Origin of the sequence: Okeania sp. KiyG1 (assembly GCF_014132355.1) — a bacterium.
Classification (GTDB): Bacteria; Cyanobacteriota; Cyanobacteriia; order Cyanobacteriales; family Microcoleaceae; genus Okeania.
In genome coordinates this window covers 1-23,656 of record NZ_BLZO01000103.1, presented here as the reverse complement: position 1 = coordinate 23,656, position 23,656 = coordinate 1, and the positions used below count along the sequence as shown (strand labels likewise).

Genomic DNA, 23,656 nt, shown 5'->3' with positions numbered 1-23,656 from the left:
GTCTCCTACCCTAGCCCAGATTTTCTAGCAACATTTAGTAAACTTTTGTCAAAAATTAGAATATTTTTGAGTAAAATGTAAAAATAAATACAGAAATAAAAAGTTTTTTGAGTAAGGAGTATGATGATATGAAGCTAAATAATGACTATCAGTGTAATCGACAAGAGCTTCCCACTATTAATATGATGATGGGGGAAGCAGTGGAGGAATACAGGGGACAACATAGAGGCCAAGGATGGACTTATCCTTACGTTAAACATATTCCCATACCTCAGAATCCTTCTAAAAAGCTTTGTTGTCCTAGAGATGATGAGTTAGCTCAGGAAAAACAAACTATTAATGTTGCTCAAATAGTAAAAGAGAAACAGGTTGAGCCAAAAAAGATAGCTCAGGTAAATACAACAAATATATGCAATATATTACAATGGCGACGTTTAATAGCTAAGGCTAAAGGAGATGAAAGGTTATTAAGTTTATTAGAGATTGAGTGGCGAGATAAATCTTGTGGATAAAGTTATGATTTTTGATTTTTAGGATGTACTTTTTGAAGAGAAATTAGTAGGTCTTGAAAGTAGTCAGAGTTATCTTACAAGTGGAACCAACATAAAAATATTTAGGAGGTAAATCTGAATTATTAAGTAGCGATAATATTTAATATATTTCAGTTTAATACTGTTTTTGAGGTTGATTATTAGGAAAAAATCACAGAATTAACTTTTTATCTCTATATCGTAGATATATCTTTATCAAAATAATTGGGTCGCGCAACCCCGCATTTTAAGGCTAAATATTTTTGGAGAATTGCTCAAAATCCCCGTTACAAAAATAACTTCTAACTTCGTAAGCATTTAGCCGTTAGCTATTAGCTATTAGCTATTAATTTTGGAGAAGGTAAAATAATTGAGAAATTGAAACAGAATAAAAGTTACTATTAAAGTCTCTTTCCTAAACCTCAAAAGGAATGAATAATTACGAATTGCTGATAGCTGACTGCTAATAGCTGTTTGCGCAGCATGACCTAGGAAATGCTTACCTAACTTCTAACTTCTAACTTTTGACTTGATTAAAGCGCCACTCTCAAGAATAGAGTATCCCAAGAGTGGCACAGATTTATTAAATAAAAGCCTGAAGACTACTGGATAATACCGAAATAGTAGCCCGCAACAACCAAGTTGATAGCCAATAGTAATAAAGCCCAACTTGCACGAAAAGAATATTTCATCTAAATTTATTCTCCATTTTTATAGTGACGTTCTCCTACATCAAATTAAAAATTATGATGTGGGCTTCCCAACCTCACAGATAGGGCTTTCTGTTTTGCTGGCGCAACCCTGCGCGAACACAGAGAGTGCAACCACTTAACCCTCCGCAGACAGAGACGATTAGACCTACCGCCTTTTTTTTGGGATCAAGAAAATCCTATCATACAATTGATTCAATATTATATAAACATTTAAAGAATAGGAAATTATTTGTTCTCTTTTAACTTCTTGCCCACCCATACGCACTTCAAGAGCGTATTATTAAAAGTAGTATATAAATCTGTAGTTTGGTAAGTATTTATACTATGTAAATCATCTCAATTACTTTTTTAGTTCATCAAATTCCGAGTAAAAATTTACGCATAAATACTTCCTCTTATGATTACTCAATCACGGCAGGTATGATTTTCTTCTAAAATTCTGTCTCCTGTCTCCTGACTCCTGACTCCTTCTTCCATACTACATTTTGTGGTGCCGAAGGTGGGTTAAACACTTTCTCCAGCATGATAAGAACTACGCACTAGAGGGCCAGAACGCACATGAGAAAAGCCCATTTGTTGAGCGATCGCTCCAAGCTCCTCAAATTCTTCTGGTGTCCAATATTTTTGTACGGGCAAATGGGCTAGAGAAGGTCGCATATATTGGCCTAAAGTAATGCGATCGCATCCTACTTTTCTCAAATCTGCCATGGCCTCGATTATTTCAGTTCTAGTTTCTCCATGTCCCAACATTAGCCCCGACTTAGTAGGAATATTAGAGTTTAACTCCTTAACAATCCGTAACACATCAAGCGATCGCTCATATTTTGCCCCACGACGCACAGGGCCTTGTAATCGTCGTACTGTTTCAATATTATGGTTATAGCAAGCAGGTTCAGCATCTATAACTATCTTTATCCGTTGCTTTTGCCTTTCAGCTAGAGAAACAGATAACTTCTCAACCCCAAGTCCATCTTGACCACCCCAAAAATCAGCAGTCAAAACCTCAATTTTAGTTTCTCGGTTCCGTTGTCTAATAGCTGTCATTGTTGCGACAAACCAAGTAGCACCGCCATCTGGCAAATCATCTCTAGCAACAGAAGTCAATACCACATACTCCAAACCTAACAATTCCACAGCTTCAGCTACTTTTTGTGGTTCCTCGGGGTCTAAGGGCATCGGAGCATGACCCTTATCCACTTGACAAAAAGCACAAGACCGTGTACAGGTAGGACCCATCAATAAAAAAGTAGCTGTCTTCTGAGCATAACATTCGCCTCGGTTAGGACAGCGACCTTCTTCACAGATAGTATGGAGCTGACGCTGCTTTATAATTTTCTGTACAGTAGAAATATCACTAGCTTTTCCCAAAGAAGGACGCAGCCATTTTGGCATACTCTGAATTTGGGCTTTCATCTCAGCAGTGTTGACCTGAGTCGATATTGATTTACCATTTTTTGTAGCCATAAAAAATTAAAAATAACAACTTCGTGCCCTTTTATATTAGCTGAATCGCCCTTGAGCCTCACGCCATAATCTTTCATTTGGCGGATGAATCGGCGGCCAATTGAATAGGTTCGATGCCCATTCAATTTGCAACCATCCCACCAGAAGCTTTCGCCCTAGTTGAAAAACTTGTATTATTATCTTGCTATCACCCCGGAAATTTTCCACCATGCGCACTGCCTACCAATATAAATTAAGGCCAAATAAAGAACAGTTAGCCACAATAGAATTGTGGTTGGAATTGTTGCGTCGGCAGTACAACTATAGGTTAGGCGAGCGGTTCTCGTGGTGGTCAGAAAACCGTTGTCCGGTTAACGCTTGCCCCTTGGTAATGCCAATTCCTCAACTAAGAGACCATCCAGATTATTACTCTCAAAAAAAAGATTTAGTCAATACCAAAGACAAATTTCCGGAATACAAGCTAATTCACTCTCAGATTTTACAGGATTGCATAAAACGAGTAAAACTTGCCTTCGATAGATGGTTGAAAACAGAAAAAACTGGACATAAATTAGGAAAACCAAGATTTAAAGGAAAAGGTCGTTATCGTAGTTTTACTTATCCTCAAATCAAGCAAGACTGCATAGAAGGAAACAAAATCAACTTGCCCAAAATCGGCAAAATCAAGTTTATTCAACATCGACCAATACCGGAAGGTTTTCAAATTAAAACAGTAACAATTAGTCGTAAAGCAGATGGTTATTATCTAACTTTATCCCTAGAAGACAAATCAGTTCCAGCTTTAACAACTCAAGTTGAACCAACATTAAAAAACACTCTCTTAATCGATATGGGGCTGAAAGAATTCTTAGTAACAAGTGAAGGAGAGTCTATCCCCATACCTCAATACTACCGAAAATCCCAGCAGCGATTAAAGACACTACAAAAACGTTTATCCCGTAAAAAGAAAGGAAGCAAAAGATGGTTAAAAGCTCTTTTAGCTGTTGCTAAACAACATAAAAAAGTAGCCGATCGACGTAAAGACTTTCATTTCAAAACAGCCAATGAATTGTTATCAAAAGCAGAAGTTATCGCCCATGAAAACTTAAACATTAAAGGGCTAACAAAGACCCGTTTGAGTAAATCAATTAACGATGCTGGATGGAGTCAATTTCTGTCTATTTTGACTGTCAAAGCTGGAAATGCTGGACAGAAAACTATAGGAGTGAACCCTAAAAATACCAGCCAAGATTGCTCAAATTGTGGGGAAAAAGTCCATAAAGAATTAAACATACGAACTCATTGTTGTCCGCATTGTGGTATTGTCATAGACCGCGACTGGAATGCAGCGATAAATATAAAAAATAGGGCGGTAGGACATTCCGTCTTTAAAGCTCGTGGAGCCCGACGGGATACCGGGGCTGCGAAACGAGAAGCCCACACAATGCGCGTCAGCGAGGGTGTGGGAGTATGTCACAACAAATAGATGTAGAAGCCTTGATTTAGCGATCTTTATGGCCGATCGCCAGAATATAGATAAGATTAATTTGAAAAAACTAACTGATAACTGGAGGAGCTAGTCGTGGCAGGACACAAAATTTTAGTTATTGATGATAGTAAAGTTATTAGGGTAAGAGTCAAAGAAATGCTTCCCCAAGGAAACTTTAATGTTATTGAGGCAAAGGACGGCCAAGAGGGACTGAAATTTATTATTAAGGAACGTCCGAATTTGATTATGTTGGACTTTTTACTACCAAAGGTTACTGGTTGGGAGGTGTTCCAAAAAATTCAATCCCAAACTCAACTAAAGAAGATTCCATTGGTATTAATGTCAGGTCGTAAAGAAGAGGTGACAGATAAAATTCCTGAACCTTTTGAGAAACATTTTTTTGCTTTTCTAGAAAAACCTTTTGAGAAAAAAGAACTAACTGCGGCTATTAAGTCTGCCTTTGATTTGGCCAAAAAACGCCCAAGCGAGCAAATGGAAGTTCCTGCTGCGGGTGGAGGTTCTGGCGATATTCAAGCGTTGGAAGCTCAAGTTAAGAAAATGCAAGGTGAAATTGCTGCATTGAAAAAACAAATGGCTCAACTTGTGACTATTGTCAAGCAAAAATTGAAGTAGTGAAATTAGTTATTAAATAGGGTTTGCTGAAAAAGTCTTATGGGTAAGGGTAGGAGACAGCTATACTGGAGACAGGAGACAGGAGAAATGGGAATTATAGAGGAGGTAGGAGGAAGAAGAATCAAGGAGTTATTCTGCGCAACTTTTACCTAAAATGCTAATTTTTTTAACCATTACAACCATTAAGCTTGGACTTTTTTTGACTAAAAAATGCGCTCAACCTTTATCTGTCAATACTTTTAGAATTAATCAGCAAGCCCTAAATAGGGTTTGCGCTCATAAAGTCTTTTTGCTCTTTGTAGGAGAGAGGAAGAACGGGGAATGAGCAAGGAGGTAGGATTCATTAATTGATAATTGATAATGGATAATTGATAATTACCTCTGATTAAAACCGCTCTTGATTGAATCTAAGGAGATATTATTTCTTTTTTTTCCCCTGAAAAGGGGAGGCTTTAAACCAGAATCATTTAATGATTAATAATTAATAATTAATAATTCGGTAAGAATTGTCTCTCAATTTTTCTGCCATAATCATCCCAAAATACTAGCTTTATGCAGCTCTTTCCACCGAAAAGCTGGTACTTTTTTCAACTCTAAAACGCTAAAACCTTTATCTGTCAATACTTTGAGAATTAATCAGCAAGCCCTAAATATTAGACATCTCTAGAAAAGAGGGAACAGGGAATAGGGAACAGGGAACAGGGAGAAATAATTGGCAATTTAATTTGTGGATCACAATTGATTTTATTTTTAATTTCCGGAGATATCTATTGGTTATTGATTATGCGATTACAAAAAAACTTTCTCCTTCTTCTCCTGCTCTTCTTTCTTCTATCCTGACTCCTTACTCCTCCGTTGTTATTTATTTTATATAGCAATGAGCGCTGGTATATTTACAAATTGCAGGAGAGACCAAATAGCTAAAAGTCTTATATTATCGGCAATTTATTCCCCCTGTTCCCTGTTGCCTGCGCACAGCGCTATAACTGTTCAACCGGAGATGATATAACTCCTTGATTCAAAGAAAAACAAATTATGGTATTAGATTCAGAATTTCTTACTCAACTAAAAGCTGCTACACCTAGACTATTTGATTTACTCGCAGGTTTTTCTCAGGTTGAGGTTTTAGTGGTGGGAGATTTAACCCTGGATGAATTTATGACTGGTCAGGTAGAGCGCATTTCTCGTGAAGCACCAGTATTAATTCTGCGTCACGAAACTACGGAGCAAGTACCTGGTGGGGGAGCTAATGCGGTTTATAATTTTGCTAAGTTGGGCGCTCAAGTTAAGGTTGTAGGTTTGTTGGGAAAGGATGAGCAAGGTAAAGCACTGCGTCGTATTTTTGAAGCAGCTAGAGTTGATACTACTGGAATTTTAGTCGATCCAAATCGCCCGACGGTAACTAAAACTAGAATTTCTGGTCATGCTCGTCAGTCTGTAACTCAACAAATTGTTAGGGTAGATCGAAAATCTGATGATCTGCCAGAAGTTGATTTGCAGTTGCAATTAGCAGGGTATATTCAACAACAAGTTGCTACGGTGGATGCTGTAATTTGCTCTGACTATGGGGATGGTGTTTTGACTGCTCCTGTGATAGAAGCGGCTATATCTCATCCACAAAGAACTATTGTGGATACTCAGAAAAATTTACAACGTTACAAGGGTGCAACTCTGTTTACTCCTAATCTTCCTGAAGCGGAGAAAGCAGTTGGATATGCTATTACTAATTCTGAGACTTTATATCAGGCAGGATCTGACCTCTTGAGGTTAACGGATGCAGAGCAAATTTTGATTACTCGTGGTGAGGAGGGGATGAGTTTGTTCGATCGCGTAAATAGTTCTAATTCTCCTTCACCTTCTTTTATTTTTTCTGGTACTGGCGATATTCCGATTTATTGTTGGCATATTCCAGCTTTTAACCGGACAGATGTTTTTGATGTTACTGGTGCTGGTGATACGGTTGTTGCTGCTTTGACTTTGGCTTTGAGTATGGGTGCTTCTAGTTGGGAGGCGGCTGTTTTAGGAAATTTGGCTGCTAGTCTTGTAGTGCGTATATTTGGTACTGCAACTACAACGGTGGATGAGCTTAGAGAGGCTTTGCAAGCATTGGTTAGTTAGAGTTTAACGAGTAGGGGAGCGGGGGAGCGGGGAGTAGGGGAGTAGGGGAGTAGGGGAGTGGGGGAGTAGCGTGACACGCCTAAAATGGTGCAGTAGGGGCGGGTTCCGCGTTAAGTTAATGGTTTTACCCAAGACCTGGTAAACCCGCCCCCGCACTCTAGAAATCTGGCACTGAAAACTATAACGTCTTAGTTTTTCTATTGTGGTGATGGAAAATCTGGCACTCAAAACTATAACGTCTTAGTTTTTCTATTGTGGTGATGGAAAATCTGGCACTCAAAACTATAACGTCTTAGTTTTTCCATCTAGTGGCATGACACGCCTAAAATGTGGCAATAGCAATAGTAGGGACGGGTTCTACTGGACGCTCCACAGCTAAAACTGTGCAGAGCGATTATTGGTGCCTCTAGAAATCAGGTACTGAAAACTACAACGTCTTAGTTTTTTAATATATTTACTATTATATGATTTTTACTAAAATGGTATTTTAGCACACTACTGAAATACTGAGAAAATTTCTAGCTAAAGGATGGGGTGGTTATCTATCATAATTTTTTGTGGATTAGGTTGAAGTAAGAAAGTTTTGATGCTTGCGGAGAATCAATTTTTGTCTTTGTAGGTATTATGGTGATTATAAAAATTATTTTATTGAGCTATGACTTCTCCTAAAACAAATAAGCAGAATCAGATACCACGACGTTTTCGAGAAAGAATACAAGAAGCTAAAGACAACAAACTTAAGAGGTTAGATTTAAGTAGTAATTCTTCTAGCACAGATGATGAAAAATTAACTGAAATTCCTAGTGAGGTTTGGGAGTTAGAGCAACTAGAAGTATTAATTTTAAGTAATAATCAATTAACAAGCATCCCGGAATATATCACTAAACTCACTAATTTAACTGGGCTTAATTTAGATGATAATCAATTAACAAGCATCCCAGAATCCATCAGTCAACTTACCCATTTAAGTAAGCTTGCTTTATATAGCAATCAATTAACAACTATCCCGGAATCCATCAGTCAACTCACTAGTTTAACTTGGCTTAACTTAATCAAAAATCAATTAACAACAATCCCAGAATCCATCAGTAACCTCACCAGTTTAACTAAACTTGGTTTAAGCAATAATCAATTAAAAACAATTCCAGAATCAATTGGTAAACTCACAAATTTAACTGAGCTTTATTTAAGTAGTAATCAATTAAAAGCTATTCCGGAATCCATTAGTCAACTCAAAAATTTAACTGAGCTTGTTTTAAATGATAATCAATTAACAAGCATTCCGGAATCAATTAGTAAACTTACCAATTTAACTCAGCTTGGTTTAAATGATAATCAATTAATAACAATTCCGGAATTAATCAGTCAACTCACCAATTTAAATCTCCTTAATTTAAGTAGTAATCAATTGACAACCATTCCGGAATCAATCGGTCAACTCACCAATTTAACTGAGCTTAATTTAAGATATAATCAATTAATAAGCATTCCAGAATCCATTAGTAAATTCACCAATTTAAATGTGTTTGCTTCAAATGGTAATCAATTGACAACCCTTCCGGAATCAATCACTAAACTTACCAATTTGACTCTGCTTGATATAGGTAATAATCAATTGATAACCCTTCCGGAATCAATCGGTCAACTCACAAATTTAACTAAGCTTGGTTTAAGTAATAATCAATTAAAATTTATCCCAGATTCAATCAGTAAACTCACCAATTTAACCGAGCTTTATTTGGGCAATAATCAATTAATAACCATTCCGGAAATCACTAAACCTAGCAATTTAACTATACTTGATTTAGGTGATAACCAATTAAAAAATGTTCCAGATTCAATCAGTAAACTTACCAATTTAACTAAACTTGGTTTAAGTAATAATCAATTAAAAACTATCCCAGAATCAATCACTAAACTCATAAATTTAACTGAGCTTGATTTAGATGGTAACCAATTAACAAGCATCCCAGAATCAATCACTAAATTCACTAATTTAATTTCACTTAATTTAAGTAAAAATAAACTCAAAAATGTCCCAGAATCCATCAGTAAACTTACCAATTTAATTGCGCTTGGTTTAGATAGTAACCAATTAATAACAATCGCGGAGTCAATCACTAGACTCAATAATTTAACTATGCTTAATTTAGGTGATAATCAATTAAAAAATGTTCCGGAATCGATCACTAAAATAACTAATTTAATTGCGCTTAATTTAAGTAGCAATCAATTAAAAACTACCCCAGACTTTATGTCCAAGCTAACTAATTTAACTATGCTTAATTTAGGTGATAATCAATTAATAAGCATCCCGGAATCAATCAGTAAACTTACCAATTTAACAGGGCTTAATTTAGGTAATAATCAATTAATAAGCATCCCAGAATCCATCAGTAAACTCAAAAATTTAACTGGTCTTGGTTTAAATGATAATCAATTAACAAGTATCCCGGAATCCATCAGTAAACTCAAAAATTTAACTGAGCTTTATTTAGGTAATAATCAATTAAAAACTATCCCGGAATCCATAAATAAGCTTACCAACTTAACTCTGCTTAGTTTAACTAATAATCAATTAACAAGTATCCCGGAATCCATCAGTCAACTCACCAAGTTAACTGAGCTTCATTTAGGCAATAATCAATTAACAACCATTCCGGAATCAATCAGTAAACTCAGCAATTTAGCTGGGATTGATTTAAGTGACAATCAATTAAAAACTATCCCGGAATCCATCACTAAACTTGCCAATTTAACTCGGTTTGCTTTCAAAAGTAGTCTATTAAAAACTATCCCGGAATCCATAAATAAGCTTACCAATTTAACTGAGCTTTATTTAGGCAATAATCAATTAACAACTATCCCGGAATCCATCACTAAACTCACCAATTTAACTGTACTCGATCTAAGTAATAATCCCCTCGAAACTCCACCAATAGAAATTGCTGAAAAAGGGATAGAAGCAATTAGAAAATATTTTCTACAAATAGAATACAAAGAAACAGATTATCTCTATGAAGCAAAATTACTAATTATTGGAGAACCCGGAGCTGGTAAAACTACTCTAGCTAATAAAATTCAAAATCCAGACTATCAACTACAAGATGAAGATACAACCAAAGGAATTGAAGTTCATCAGTGGAATTTTCAGACAGCAAATCAACATAAATTTCAGATGAATATTTGGGATTTTGGCGGACAAGAAATTTATCATTCCACCCATCAATTTTTTCTGACCAAACGCTCACTATATATCCTTGTGGCTGATACCCGTAAAGAAGATACAGACTTTTATTATTGGCTGAGTATAGCAGAATTGTTGAGTAATAATAGCCCTTTATTAATTGTCAAAAATGAGAAACAAGAACGGAAACGGGAAATTAATCAACGAGCATTGCAAGGTCAATTTTCTAATATCAAACAAATCTTAGCTACGAATCTGGCAACTAACCGAGGATTAGAAGAAATTAGAACAGAAATCCAACATTACATCAGTAATTTACCTCATATTGGTAGCCCTCTTCCTAAGACTTGGAAAAAAGTCCGTGAAGTATTAGAAACAGATTCCCGGAACTATATTAGTCTAGAAGAATATTTATCCATTTGTGAAGAGAATGGCTTTAAGAAACGAGGGGATAAATTGCAATTAAGTGGCTATTTACATGACTTAGGAGTTTGTCTACATTTTCAAGATGACCCCTTGTTAAATAAAACAGTTATTCTCAAACCTAAATGGGGAACAACGGCAATTTATAAAGTTCTAGATAATCCTAAAGTTCGCGATAATTTTGGCAAATTTACCAAAGATGATTTAATCAATATCTGGCAAGAATCAAAATATGCCAATATGCACGATGAGTTAGTGCAATTAATGATTAATTTTCAACTATGCTATAAAATTGGTACTTCTCAAACCTATATTGCGCCTCAACTTCTAACAGAAAATCAACCGGAATATAACTGGGATGAAAATAATAATTTGATTTTACGTTACACTTACGAATTTATGCCCAAGGGAATAATTACTCAGTTTATTGTAGCGATGCACGAGGATATTGAGGAGCAAAAATATGTTTGGAAAAGTGGAGTTATTCTCAAGAAAAATCGAGCCAGAGCAGAAGTAATTGAATATTACGGTAAAAGAGAAATAAAAATTAGGATTTATGGGCAACAAAAACGGGATTTAATGACTATTGTGACTCACGAATTAGATAAAATTCATAGTTCTTATAATAATCGACTCAAATATAATAAATTAATTCCTTGTAATTGTGAGGTTTGTCATAATAATCAGAATCCTTATTTCTACAACTTTAAGGAATTAAAAGAACGAATTAGTCATGGCAAATACACCACTGAATGTGGTAAACCTCCCTATCATACAGTTAATGTATCAAGTTTAATTGATGATGTAATAGAAAGAGAGCAGAGTAGTAGTTTTTTACAGCTTAAAGATTCTACAAACTATACAATAAATAATTATACTGGCTCAGTAGAATATAATTATAACGATGTTATTGGCAGTCAAACTATAGCTGGAAAATTTGTCAATGACAAAAGCCGTAAAATTGAAAATAAAAATGGAAATGTTGTGGGGAATATATTAGGTGATGAGAGTAATATCCGAGATAAAGTAACAGTAAGTTTTCCTCAGCAAAAAATGGAGGAACCGAAAAAATTTGGATTTTTAGATTTCGTGACTTGGATGCAGAATGGGCAGATTCTTTTCATCTTAATTTCCTCTATTATTGGCATTCTTTTGCTGATTATTTATCCTCAGTTATATCCAGATGGATTACCAGAATGGATGCCATTTCAAGATATTATTCCAGTTCCATGAATAGAAAATTAATCTAATAATTCAAAATAAATGTAAGCATTCCACAGGAAATGCTTACCGAATAATTAATAATTAAATAATTCTGGTTTAAAGCCTCCCCTTTTAAGGGAAAAAAATAATATTTTCTGATATTCAATCAATAACGGTCTTAACCAGAGGTAATTATCCATTATCAATTATCAATTAATGAATTGATATAGCAATCAGGAATCAGATGTGAGAATTGAGATGTTCCTTGAAAGTATAGAGTATAGCAGTTATCTTACTCATATATATTCGTTTTTTTCTTCTTCTCTGTTGCCTGTTGCCTGTTGCCTGTTGCCTGTTGCTTAAAAATCTCCAATATCTCACAACTCAAACCATATTGCTATAACTAACTTATTATCTAGGAATAACTGAAGTTATTAGCCCATATAGTCTATGCCTGAAAAAATTTTTCCCTATATTTTTCTCTACATATGTAGATTTTGTAGGTGGCTTCATTACCTGTAATAATGAATTTAAAGCATAATCTTCAGATGAGTTTACTTGACGATCGAACAGAGCAATATTAATCGCTAAAGGAAGAGCGATCGCTGCTACATCTGGCTCTAATTCTTCAACTAATAAATCGATAGACTGAGGTACTCTAATAGCAGAGCGAACTCCGTCTAACATATTTTCATCTAATCCCAATTGTTGTAAATTAGGACATATTTCTTCCCATTTAATTTTCTGATTTGGTTCCCCTACTTGAATGACATAAGCTATCAACCTTTGCAGTTTTCCTTGTTGTTTAGCTGTCATTATTTGGATCGGTTCGGTTGCTGTTATTTCTTGGGAACTATTTTGAGATTTTTCTATATTAATACCATCGACAATTTTTTGCCAATCTTGGCGATCGCAAGATTCTGGTTTTTCTACAGTTAAGGAAATAGTTATTTTTTTGTCTAGACTAGCATTAAGTTCGGTTACTTCTGCTTTCACTCCCAAAAAACCTAGCCATTTAGCAATTGTATGAATTAATGTTAGACGGGTTGAGTGACAGTTTGCTAATAACCGAACCTGGGTCCGAACCATGGGACGAACTATTTGTGTCAGCATTATGGTTAACTTACTGTCTTTACTATAAATTTACTTTTTATAGAATAACTAATTTTTTGTCTGAATAGCAATTTTAGCTACAGATTTTTTTTTGCCTTGCAGTATTGTGAATTAAATCTCAAAATTCCTACCAAATTTGATATAATACTAAACTGATAAATGTTTGCTAGATTTTCTTGAGCGGGGGAGTAGGAAAGAGTTCAAGAATTTAGAATTAAGAATTTAGAATTACCTCTCCTTTAAAACGGATAGGATTGACTCAAAGGAAAATTTTTCTTTTTATCCTCTTAAAAGAGGAAGCTTTCAACCACAATTTTTCGGTAAAAATAAGAATAATTAACAATAACTGGCTAATAATTATCAAAAAAAAATATTCAGTCTGTGTTAATTAGGGTTTGCTTATGGAAAGTATGAGTGGTAGAGGTAGGAGACAGCTATACTGGAGACAGGAGACAACCCACCCCTCGCCCCTCCCCTCCCAACCCACCCTAACCCCTCCCAGGAGGGAAGGGGAAGACAGGAGAAATGGAAATTATAGAGGAGGTAGTCGTAAAAATTGTCCCAAGATTGTTCTGCCATAATCATCCCAAAATACTAGCTTTTTGAGCTTTTTAGACCGAAACAGGCGCACTTTTTTAGACCAAAAAAGGCACTTACCAATATCTGTCAGTGCTTTGATATTTAATCAGCAAGCCCTAATTACTTAATAATTGAAGTGTCACTTAAATATGGCATTCTTTTTTCAAATTGGTATAATACTAAATTGATAAATGTTTGCTACAAATAGCTAGTGTCGCTACGCGGAAGTTAAAAGTCAATCATTTTTGATTTGTAATTGTTTTAGGATTTTGTAACTGGTTAGTTATTTCCACCATCTTGCACTAGGGTATTTCTGAGAATTTCCTACGGAATGCTCCGCAAACAGAATTCAGGAGTCACACGGGAATAGATTTAATACCATTTTTGATGTTGTACATTATCTTTTTATCAAATATATTTTTAGGCTTTGCTATTTAGAATTCTATGTTTTCAGAACTTACGCGCGGACACTAAATCCAGTGAGGGCGAATGCCATTCGCCCCTACATATAGTCTTTTCAAGATAAATTTGCATAATCCCTGTTTTATTGAATCTTAATTCCTGATTTGATAATTTAGTATTTTCGTCTAACCCCTAAAACCTAAAACCTTCTTCATGGCATTCTGGCAAAATGTTCTAACAATAATCTATGAATAAAAATGTAGCCTCCTCCTACTTTCTGTAGAAAAATTAACTGAGTTGCATAATCAAGAAAACGAGTATAATTCCAAGGAATATAACTATTAAAATACAAAATAACTCGTAAAATAAAATGTTTTACACAAGCTTCCCCACCTCCCACAGCTAATCCGAAAATTAACCCATACTGACCCCAAGCGATAAAGTACCAGTCTAATAATTTAGCAGCTAAACTCATTACTATTGCACCAACTAAACCAAAGATAAAAGCATTTTTAGTTGACTGCCAAATTCCTTGATTAGGAACAGTTACTTCTTCTATTCCTGGACCTGTCATACCACGAACTATTCCTAGAATTAGTCCTAAGCTTAATCCACCCATTGCTCCTCTAACTATAGAATGAGTGATGTAATTAGGAATTTTTAAATTATACTTGAAAATAGTTTCTGATACGATCATAAATAATATACCAGAAATTATTCCTACGGTTATGCTAATAATTACTCGGTTGATAGTATATTTTCCTAACCATCTCAAAGTGGTTACTGTTTGAATAGTTTTAAATCCAAAAAAACGCCAAAAATATACAATACAAAATGTTATAAGCAAAAGCATTTTTGACCAAGTTAAAAATTGATGGAATAGATTCCACAATAAGAGGAATATTATCGTCAAAAGAATAATAATATAACCCAGACTATAAATTTTATTTCGTAACCAATAGGGTTGCATTCGTTCAATTAAAAACACAGTTTCTGACTCTCTTACCATTTGCTTTGCTAACCAATTTAGCCATTTTTTTACTTTCTCCTGAGAATAGAGAACACTAACAGATCGACGCTTAAACATTCGGTCAATATAAGCATTAAATAAATGTTCTCTCAATTCAGCGTTACTGCGACTAGGTAACTCTTCAATAGATATTCCTTGATAAGCCAAACTCATAATACTTAAAATTAGAGGAGACCGGGCAAATTCTTGCAATTTCACATCATATTCTAATGCCTTACTTACTGCTGCTAATTCTGAACCTGCATTTTTTAAATATTCTTGAATTTGCTCTAAACTTAAGGGCTGTAAATAGATAGCTCCTTGAAATATCAAATTACTTGAAAGAGCTTCATAGTCACGAATACGACTACAAACTACTATTTCCGTTTGCCCATATTCTTGACAAAAATAATTCAAAGCATTCACACAATCTTCTCGTTTTTCCCTGCTCACTTCATCTAAACCATCAAGTAGTAAAATTAACCTTTGTTCTTGTATCCAAGTTTTGCCAATCTGTTGAGAAACTTGATATTTAGTATGTAATTCTATAACTAACCAATCAGCGATCGCTTGTTTTTTTCCTTTCCAAGAAGATAGGTTAAAAACAACAGGTATTGGCTGAGTTAAAGCTGCTTCAGTTCTATTAATTAAATCTCGCGCTAATTCTAATAAAGTTGTAGTTTTTCCCGAACCAGGTTCACCCAAAATCAATAAAGTTATCCCTAAACCTAACTCGTCAAATTTATCAATAATTCGAGTACCTGGCGGTAATTCTTGTTGCGGACTTTCTAAATCTTGCCAAACTAAACCCCAAGGACGATTTACCGCATTTTTTCGTTCTTCTAATCCTAGTTCAATTAATACTTTGCCGTGTAATGAAGTCTCTAAAACACCTTTCACCCAATAATTTTTTACCTTGTTCAACAATATCTTGCAGTTCCGATATTCCTGTCGATTCATTGATAAATTTTCATCCGAATTCAGAAAAGAATTACCATCTTTTACTATTCCTGCTTCTGCCAAAACATGATTAATCCAGTTTCGATTAAAAATTGCTTCATAAATATGGTTATAAACTTTTAACTTACCTCGATGCTGCACAACTAATCCAGTCAATCTTAATTCTAATTGTTCAGAACTCTGATTAACCTTTACTTCTTTTGTCTGATAAATTTTTTGATATAGTAATAACAACTTCTGGCATCGATTACTTAATAAAATACGGTCGCGAATCGTCCGTAAATGTTGTGGTTCATCCTGACTTTCCCAATTATCTATTATCGTGGTTCTGACAAAATCTTCTACCCATTCTTTTTCCTTATTATTCGGAATAAAAGAATCAGATTTTACGGTAAGTTGACACAATTTTTGAGTCAGAAAAGGTTGCCCTCCAGTCCAACTTAATATCGCTTGTAATATTGCTTGAGGATTAGTAGATTTTGTAGTTAATCCTGTTACTAAAGGTTGAGCTTCTTTGAAACTAAAACCAGTTAATTCAATTCCACGACCAATATTAAATGGACTTCTAACTTTATCTTGAATTAAATCAGCAGGAGTAGCTACACCAAAAAAAGAAAAAGTTAAGCGTTTATATTCTCGATTTTGCCCCCTTTTATCGTAACAAGAACGAATCACCGTAAAAAAATCATCTACTCGAAATTTTAAACTGAGAATACTATCAATTTCATCGATAAAAATTATAATATTTTGAGGAATTAACTTGAGAATAATCAATTGAATAAACTTGCTAAAACGCTGCCCATAAGATAAATTATTATGCTCAAACCACCAACTTGTTAAATCGAAGCGATCATATAAATCCAAACTACTAATAATACTATCAATTACACTTGCATACCACTGTTCAGGAGTAATATCTAAATTACCAATTGCACTTAGATCGATACCAGCACAAATAATTCCTTCCGTTTGTAAAATTTCCATAGTTTGTATTCGCAAACTAGACTTACCCATCTGTCGAGAATTAAGAACATAACAAAATTCTCCTGCTTTTAATCCACGATATAATTCTACATCTGCTTGACGTTTAATATAGGTGGGAGAATCAATTGGTAAACATCCACCGACTTGATATTGATAATTTGTCATAGCTTATTTTGGCGGAAGGAAAAAAAATAAAAAGTTGTAATTTATAGATTTTAGCAATTATAGCAACTTTAATTTGTATGAGAATTTTTTTGGTAACTAGATTAGTTTTACCGAATAATTAATAATTAATAATTAAATAATTAATAATTAAATAATTCTGGATTAAAGCCTCCCCTTTTAAGGGAAAAAAAAGCGGTCGTTTGCGGAGCATGACCTAGGATGGGATGGATGGGTTTCCTAACCATATCCAATCGACCAAGAGAAGAAATAATATTTCCTTATATTCAATCAAGGACGGTTTTAACCAGAGGTAATTATCAATTATCCATTATCAATTATCCATTAATGAACGACCTAATTTATCTCCATTTTGTACAAATTATTGATGGTTTGAAATAGATAAAAATATTGTTAAATAATGATAGCGATCGCCGGATAGCATGATTAAAGTCAATCGGAAAATTATCGGAAAATTCAGTTTTTAAGCTTCTTACTTAAGATATTCAAATAGCTTCTATAGGTGGTGAGGTTAGCTATGAGATTACTTTGAAGTAGAAACAGGACAAGTCTAAAGAAGCGAATGGTTGACAATACAACTGATTACTTTAAAAATTTTAAAGCCTCTATTGTTCGCATCTATCAACGATAAAACTCAACTTGTTTTAGGGGCAAGAGTTAAGTTAGGTTCTTCTTTTTATTCTGTATTTGAACATAATAAAAACGATTCATTATCTCCAGGCTTACTTATTCAACATGGCTCTAATGGAGAAGAAGTAAAGAGATATATAATTGTGCCCAAAGGAAAAGTTATAGCGGTTTTCATTAACATAGAATACAACTATTTCTGCAACTTATTAAACTTTAGGTATATCTATAATTTTTACTGTAGTCTACCTTTGTGAAAACTGCTATAACGTTGGTACAAATACTAATGAAGTTGTCAGATTTGCAAAATTTAGAGAAGCAAAAACTCTGGGAAGTTTAATCAGACAACCAGATGGTTTTTATTTTATCAATTTCAATTATGAAGAATTGTTACTCAAGCATAATAGTGAATTAACTCTTGATTTTTTCAAATTGGAATCACTATATTAAACATATTCCCAAAAGCAATGCTATACTTCAGTTATACTTCAACAGTCAAATATTTACCAAGATTCAAAGTCTTTTTTGAAAATTATTAGTCGGTTAGTATAGATTTTTCCTACTTTTAACCCCTCCCCCCACCTCCCACACTTCCCACACTTCCCCTCCACGGTCGGGGGAGGGGCGAGGGTGGGTCCCCACCCCATCATACATAGCATTCTTTTTGAGAAATGGTATTACACCTCCGAATTTTAGGAACCCCTTATGCTTATCAAGCACCTTATGGGCTAAAAACTATTACAAAAAGTTCGTTATTCAACAAAAAAACAAAGGTTTTTCTAAATAAGCTAGAAGAATATATGACTGTGGTAAAAAATTTATAATGAGGCTATTCTAAAATAGAAGTTAATATGGAAAACTATGAAATACGCAACTTAATATTTGCGATTTTCTGGAGCATTGTAGCTGGCTACAATGCTAGAAAAATAGTATATTCTGGTATATTATGGTTTTTGGTTTCAATCATTTATATACCTTTCGCTTTTTTGTATCTACTGGCTTCATTACCTGATAAAAATTTAGACAAAAGACGAAAACAAGAAATGCTTTTACTTCAAAAACAGCTTGCACAGAGAGGATATGCACCAACAGATAGTTCTTCCGACATATCACATCAAACAATTAGTGACGATCCAACAATACGATCTTGACAGAGAAAATATTACAGCCTATTATCAACAGCAATAGCTATCAAATGTCTATTGAGAGGAGGTTTCCTCATGTTAGCGACAGTCGCCCGGTATAACTTTTGTAGAAACGACATCTGGCTATTTTACCCTGAAAGCGTAGCTCCTCCCCTGAAGACACTTTAGCTACTTTGAATTATGTGATACTTCTACAAAATTGAACTCAATGTTGTAGCTGACCCTAGCTTATGGAGAAACCTGAGATGGAGACAAAGGTGGTAAGTCCTCTATTTGAGCTAAAGTTTCTTGAATACGCGGAGTTGCCAGAAACCTTTTTGCATCCTCCAGCAAACGTTTTCCCCACAAATTTTGGTCAAGATAGTCAATATCTGCATACCTGCTATCTAGTCGTAAAGCTTCTTCTCCCATAGCAAGACCTTGTTGTTTATCCCCTCTAGTGTAGAGAGCTACTGATAGCGCTAAAAGTGGTTCTGCTGCCTTACTATCTAGAGAGATAGCTTCACGCCATTTTGCGATCGCATCATCCACATCTCCCATCTCGTATTTAACTAAACCAATATTATTAATTGCAGGCCATAGATTTTTTTCTAACTCATAAGCTTCTTCATATCGATCGATCGCTCTTTTAAACTTACCACGTTTGTAATAAGCATTACCTAAATCGAACAAAGCACCAGGACTATCTGGTTTAAACTTCAAGCCTTCTCTTAACTGCTTGATAGCTTCTCCATAATCAGCTTTTTGAAAGTAAGCTCTACCAAGAACAAATCGAAGATCGGCATTACTTGGATCGAGTTCTTGAGCTTGTTCTAAAGCAATAATACCTTCTTCTAACTCTTCAGCTTGAATGTATAGACTGCCTAATAGTGCCCAGGTCTGTTGACTATTCGGGGCTAACTCAGTGGCCAATTCAGCTCTTGATAAAGCTAGTTCAAATTGTTGAAATCTTGCTAACTGTACAGCTTCCTCAGCTAACCTTAAACCTGTTTGCTCTAATTGAGCTGAGTTTAGCTGTGGTATGTGAGGAACTAATGCTTGTCCCAGCATCGGTTTCTCTGTAGTACCCCATAGGCCAAGGGTAATGAATAAAAAAACTAAGAATTTTCGATTTGGCACGGTCATTTCAGTTATCAGTTATCAGTTATCAGTTATCAGTACCTCTGCAATAAGGAGGCTTGAGATAAGGAATATTCTCTTTCTCTTGGTCGGTTAGATATGGCGAGGAGACCCGCTCTTATCAGAGCCGCTCCGAAGATCGCCATCTCTTGACCGCTTTTTATCCCCTTATAAAGGGGAGGCGCATACCCACAATTTTCGGCGTTGCTGAATGGTAATGATTTTTAGATTAAGTATCAACGCAAAACATAAGTTCTTCAATTTTACCTTCAGCTACTTACCATTACATTTCAGCAACGCCAAAAATTTTATAATTTGCAGCATACTGCTACTAAATATATCTGAAAAATAATCAGAAACTCTTATTCCGTATAGGTGAAAATCTAATTTCTGGAGATGTCTATTGGAAATAATATATCTACAAAAAAATAATACGTCTATATTTCCGCTTCAGGCTTTTCAGCAATTCTTTTTGTAAAAATTCTCTACTATTTTTTTAGTCAGGAGTATCTTAGTTTATATTTTTTCTTTTCTAGAGATATGAACAGTGTTCAATTAAACTATTGGTATCATAATTTCAAATTCAGTACCCTCACCAGGTAAGGAATTTAGTTTAAGCTTTCCACTATGTTTTTCAGTAATAATTTGGTAACAAATTGCTAAACCCATACCCGTCCCTTTACCTACAGGTTTAGTGGTAAAAAAGTTTTCAAAGATACGGTCTTGTATTTCTAGAGGAATGCCAAGTCCATTATCAGCTATTTTAATCGTCAGCCAATCAGAATCTTTCCCAGCTATAACTTCTGTGCTAATTTCAATTTGAGGTTGCCAATCACACAAGTCCAGTTCAGCTAATTTTTCATTAAGTGCATCAATACTATTACTAATTATATTCATAAATACTTGACTAAGTTGACCAGAATAGCAACTGATAGTTGGTAAATTTGTACAATAATTCTTAATAATTTTGATGCCATGTTTCAGACGATTATTTAAAATTAGTAAGCTACTATCTATACATTCATGGATATATGCTTGTTTCTTTTTAGACTCATCCATGTGAGAAAAATTACGAAGACTATTCACAATTTTTAGCAGTTGTTCCGATCCCAATTTAATACCTTGAGTCGTCTCAGCTAATTCTTCTTGTAAAGAATCATAATCTATTTGTTCTTTAATTCCAGCGATAATTGGGGATGGCTCTGATATTTCATCGTAAGCAGATAACAGCTTAGTAATTTCTTCTATATAAGAATTGAGAAATATTAAATTATTCCAAATACAGTTAACAGGATTTCTAATTTCATGGGCAACCCCAGCAACCATTCTTCCCAAGCTTGCCATTTTCTCAGTTTGAATAGTTTTTGCCTGAGTTTGTTTTTGTAGTAGATGACTCGTAAGTTCGTGAATTTTTGACTGAGCTACTAATAACTGATGCACATCTAAAAGTCTATAAACATTAGCTTCTATTTCTACAACAATTGGCTCGTATAATAATTCTGGCCGTCTCTGCAAAGATTTTTGTGCTGCCTCTACTATTAAAGTATTACCAGGAAGAATAGATATATCTATTTTAGAGAAACGATATAAAGCTTCTATAGGTCGCTTGTAAAACATCTCTATACCATAGCGACTTCCCATTTTTTCAAAAAATAATCTTCGGGAAACCATACCAACTAATTTATCTTGCTGGTCTCTCAAAATTACACCAGGCAACAAAGGGTTTGCTTCAAACACAGGTGCAATATCTTTCCCAAGGTAATTAGATGCAATTTGAAAGTCTTGCAGAGGTAGTTCCTGTATACTTGACTCTAAAGATAAAAATTGACTTTTAACCTCTAAATTAGGCACAATAAATGAATCTGAATATGACTCATACAAAGCAAACATATTAAGGGAATTCCTAGAGTTTTTGTATCAATAGATACGAATTATTAAAATATTCCTGATAGTTTGCTTGCACATCTGGAATATATATTATCATTACTATCTTTAACCTTTCTAGCACAATCCTCAGAAGATCATCAAAATTGATAAAAATTGCTTAATTTTATTTCTTAATACATTTGTTTGTTTTATATAAAACTCACAGATAGATTAAGTGGCCTATATGTCTAAATCTCGATCGCTAATAAAAAAAAGGTTTAATTATTTCATTGCACGCCACTTAGTATAGATCGTAATCTACACGGTTATACAGTATGGTAAATTTATTACTGTAAGTTTAGGTAAATCAGTAATTATTCTTAAATTTAAGTAAATAAATCGAACAAAGTACTCAAGATTTTTATCTATAACTAACCATAACATACAATTCTGTAAGGATAGCAATTTTTTTAATAAATTGAATATATTTCAATAATTGATAATTACCTCTCCCTAAAAGGAAGAGGATTGAATAAAAGGAAAGTCAATTCATTGTTTATCCTTATAAAGGAGAGGCTTTAAACCTTAATTATTCAGTAAATATGCATAGGATTATAGTTAAGATATATGGATTCACTCCATTAAGGAACTAAGGTTCGGTAGGAATCTCCGTCCGTTTATGGTGGAGAAAATGTCAATAAGCTTACCTACTTACTTAAGTATAAATACGGGGTTGCACATTATGGAATGATAATGCAAAAATTGGTTTAGATTTTGACTAAAAAAACCATTAATTAATCATTGTACCAATTCTCAAATCCAAAATCCTGTTCATCAAAAATCTCAAATCATTTGTCACTGTGCAACGCCATAAATACAAATAGTCACCCGTAAGATTCGTCAGAAATCCGAAACTTCTAATAAACAGTTTTAAGTTCTCGAACCAGGCTGGCTTTTTCCAGAATATTTAAAATCAAAAGATAATGGCTAGATCAAATCCTCTTAATTAGCCATAAATACTATTTTTTCCCTTTGCTTAACAACAAAAAAATTACCGTAAGGGAAAAATATTGTAGTAATGAGTTTGGCAGTCTGCTTTATAGATGATATGGTGAACATAAATTGGGATTTTACTTATTTCATCTTAAAATTAAACTATTTTATTATCTAGTATGGATTCAACATTAACTGCGTTGCAAGAACTAATAGAAATAGTAGCCAAATTACGTTCTCCAGATGGTGGTTGTCCCTGGGACTTAGCTCAAACTCCAGAAACTTTAACTCCTTATATTATTGAAGAAGCTTATGAAGCAGTTGATGCAATAAAAAGCGGAAATAAAGAAGCAGTAATTGATGAATTAGGAGATTTATTATTACAGGTAGTTTTGCAAGCACAAATAGCTAGCGAAGCCAATGATTTTACTTTAGCTGAAGTTGCTCAAAATATTAATAAAAAAATGATTAGAAGACATCCTCATGTATTTGGAGATGTGAAAGTAAATAGTACAGAAGAAGTTAAGCAAAATTGGGAAAAAATCAAAGCAGCAGAAAAAGGAGAAACTAATGATTTATTTAGTACAAAACTCAGTCGATATGCTCGACAGTTACCTCCACTTATGGCAGCAATGAAAATTTCTAAAAAGCTGCTGCTCTTGGTTTTGAATGGGAAAATATTGAAGGAGTTTGGGAAAAATTCCACGAAGAAGTTGGGGAGTTTGAAGAAGCTTTAAAATCTGAAGATAAGGAACATCAACAAGCAGAAATGGGAGATATTTTATTTGTTTTGGTGCAATTAGCAAGGTGGTATGATTTAAATCAGAACAAGCTTACAAGGAACTAATCATCGATTTTTGAAACGGTTTGCTTTAGTAGAAACAATGTGCAACCGCCCTCTTTCTGAGTATACATTGGCAGAGTTTGAACAAATGTG

General features: G+C 34.4%; 13 protein-coding genes and 1 pseudogene. 8 read left to right on the top strand and 6 right to left on the bottom strand.

Annotated features, from left to right (window positions below; genetic code table 11):
- Positions 1–128 precede the first annotated feature (128 nt).
- Positions 129–512: a hypothetical protein gene (locus SAGCYANO_RS24575; RefSeq protein ID WP_202222485.1), complete on the top strand. Its 384-nt coding sequence runs from the start codon at positions 129–131 to the stop codon at positions 510–512.
- A 620-nt stretch (positions 513–1,132) separates the two neighbouring features.
- Here SAGCYANO_RS24575 and psaX read toward each other — a convergent pair.
- Together psaX and lipA are read right to left on the bottom strand one after the other, a co-directional pair.
- The gene (psaX, locus tag SAGCYANO_RS24570) at positions 1,133–1,222 is read right to left on the bottom strand and encodes a photosystem I protein PsaX (protein ID WP_202222484.1); all 90 of its coding nucleotides are present in this window, start codon (positions 1,220–1,222) and stop codon (positions 1,133–1,135) included.
- 525 nt (positions 1,223–1,747) lie between these two features.
- Positions 1,748–2,707, bottom strand: a complete 960-nt coding sequence (gene lipA / locus SAGCYANO_RS24565) for a lipoyl synthase (protein ID WP_202222483.1) — start codon at positions 2,705–2,707, stop codon at positions 1,748–1,750.
- Between the two features lie 208 nt (positions 2,708–2,915).
- Here lipA and SAGCYANO_RS24560 point away from each other — a divergent pair, with 208 nt between their 5' ends.
- The 4 genes from SAGCYANO_RS24560 to SAGCYANO_RS24545 all read left to right on the top strand — a co-directional run bounded on the left by SAGCYANO_RS24560 (position 2,916) and on the right by SAGCYANO_RS24545 (position 11,769).
- Entirely contained in the window at positions 2,916–4,172 is a 1,257-nt protein-coding gene (locus SAGCYANO_RS24560) for an RNA-guided endonuclease TnpB family protein (protein WP_202222482.1), read from the top strand.
- 96 nt (positions 4,173–4,268) lie between these two features.
- Positions 4,269–4,808: a PleD family two-component system response regulator gene (locus SAGCYANO_RS24555; protein WP_202222481.1), complete on the top strand. Its 540-nt coding sequence runs from the start codon at positions 4,269–4,271 to the stop codon at positions 4,806–4,808.
- A gap of 1,035 nt (positions 4,809–5,843) precedes the next feature.
- Entirely contained in the window at positions 5,844–6,926 is a 1,083-nt protein-coding gene (locus tag SAGCYANO_RS24550; RefSeq protein ID WP_202222480.1) for a bifunctional heptose 7-phosphate kinase/heptose 1-phosphate adenyltransferase, read from the top strand.
- A 655-nt stretch (positions 6,927–7,581) separates the two neighbouring features.
- A complete protein-coding gene (locus SAGCYANO_RS24545; RefSeq protein WP_202222479.1) occupies positions 7,582–11,769 on the top strand; it encodes a leucine-rich repeat domain-containing protein in 4,188 nt (1,395 codons plus the stop codon).
- Between the two features lie 381 nt (positions 11,770–12,150).
- Here the strand turns inward: SAGCYANO_RS24545 and SAGCYANO_RS24540 are convergent, their stop codons facing one another.
- Together SAGCYANO_RS24540 and SAGCYANO_RS24535 are read right to left on the bottom strand one after the other, a co-directional pair.
- The gene (locus SAGCYANO_RS24540) at positions 12,151–12,828 is read right to left on the bottom strand and encodes a hypothetical protein (RefSeq protein WP_237396645.1); all 678 of its coding nucleotides are present in this window, start codon (positions 12,826–12,828) and stop codon (positions 12,151–12,153) included.
- A gap of 1,216 nt (positions 12,829–14,044) precedes the next feature.
- Complete coding sequence (locus SAGCYANO_RS24535; protein ID WP_202222477.1) at positions 14,045–16,951, bottom strand: AAA-like domain-containing protein; 2,907 nt, start codon at positions 16,949–16,951, stop codon at positions 14,045–14,047.
- Positions 16,952–18,267: 1,316 nt separating this feature from the next.
- Between SAGCYANO_RS24535 and SAGCYANO_RS24530 the strand changes: the two genes are divergently transcribed.
- A complete protein-coding gene (locus SAGCYANO_RS24530) occupies positions 18,268–18,420 on the top strand; it encodes a hypothetical protein (protein WP_202222476.1) in 153 nt (50 codons plus the stop codon).
- 27 nt (positions 18,421–18,447) lie between these two features.
- Positions 18,448–18,747, top strand: coding sequence for a hypothetical protein (locus SAGCYANO_RS24525; protein ID WP_202222475.1), 300 nt, complete (start codon positions 18,448–18,450; stop codon positions 18,745–18,747).
- A 222-nt stretch (positions 18,748–18,969) separates the two neighbouring features.
- Here SAGCYANO_RS24525 and SAGCYANO_RS24520 read toward each other — a convergent pair whose 3' ends face one another.
- Positions 18,970–19,791 (bottom strand): tetratricopeptide repeat protein, encoded by an 822-nt coding sequence (locus SAGCYANO_RS24520; RefSeq protein WP_375339983.1) that lies wholly within the window; start codon positions 19,789–19,791, stop codon positions 18,970–18,972.
- 624 nt (positions 19,792–20,415) lie between these two features.
- Complete coding sequence (locus tag SAGCYANO_RS24515; protein WP_307785966.1) at positions 20,416–21,711, bottom strand: ATP-binding protein; 1,296 nt, start codon at positions 21,709–21,711, stop codon at positions 20,416–20,418.
- A gap of 1,187 nt (positions 21,712–22,898) precedes the next feature.
- Between SAGCYANO_RS24515 and mazG the strand changes: the two are divergent.
- A pseudogene (mazG, locus tag SAGCYANO_RS24510) lies at positions 22,899–23,656 on the top strand (nucleoside triphosphate pyrophosphohydrolase); the annotation flags it as partial.

Bases quoted from the DNA above. Each gene is read 5' to 3' on its own strand.
- psaX (WP_202222484.1), bottom strand. From the start codon at position 1,222: ATGAAATATTCTTTTCGTGCAAGTTGGGCTTTATTACTATTGGCTATC.
- SAGCYANO_RS24575 (WP_202222485.1), top strand. From the start codon at position 129: ATGAAGCTAAATAATGACTATCAGTGTAATCGACAAGAGCTTCCCACT.
- SAGCYANO_RS24540 (WP_237396645.1), bottom strand. From the start codon at position 12,828: ATGGTTCGGACCCAGGTTCGGTTATTAGCAAACTGTCACTCAACCCGT.
- SAGCYANO_RS24525 (WP_202222475.1), top strand. From the start codon at position 18,448: ATGGAAAACTATGAAATACGCAACTTAATATTTGCGATTTTCTGGAGC.
- SAGCYANO_RS24535 (WP_202222477.1), bottom strand. From the start codon at position 16,951: ATGACAAATTATCAATATCAAGTCGGTGGATGTTTACCAATTGATTCT.
- SAGCYANO_RS24520 (WP_375339983.1), bottom strand. From the start codon at position 19,791: ATGCTGGGACAAGCATTAGTTCCTCACATACCACAGCTAAACTCAGCT.
- SAGCYANO_RS24560 (WP_202222482.1), top strand. From the start codon at position 2,916: ATGCGCACTGCCTACCAATATAAATTAAGGCCAAATAAAGAACAGTTA.
- SAGCYANO_RS24545 (WP_202222479.1), top strand. From the start codon at position 7,582: ATGACTTCTCCTAAAACAAATAAGCAGAATCAGATACCACGACGTTTT.
- SAGCYANO_RS24550 (WP_202222480.1), top strand. From the start codon at position 5,844: ATGGTATTAGATTCAGAATTTCTTACTCAACTAAAAGCTGCTACACCT.
- lipA (WP_202222483.1), bottom strand. From the start codon at position 2,707: ATGGCTACAAAAAATGGTAAATCAATATCGACTCAGGTCAACACTGCT.
- SAGCYANO_RS24530 (WP_202222476.1), top strand. From the start codon at position 18,268: ATGGTATTACACCTCCGAATTTTAGGAACCCCTTATGCTTATCAAGCA.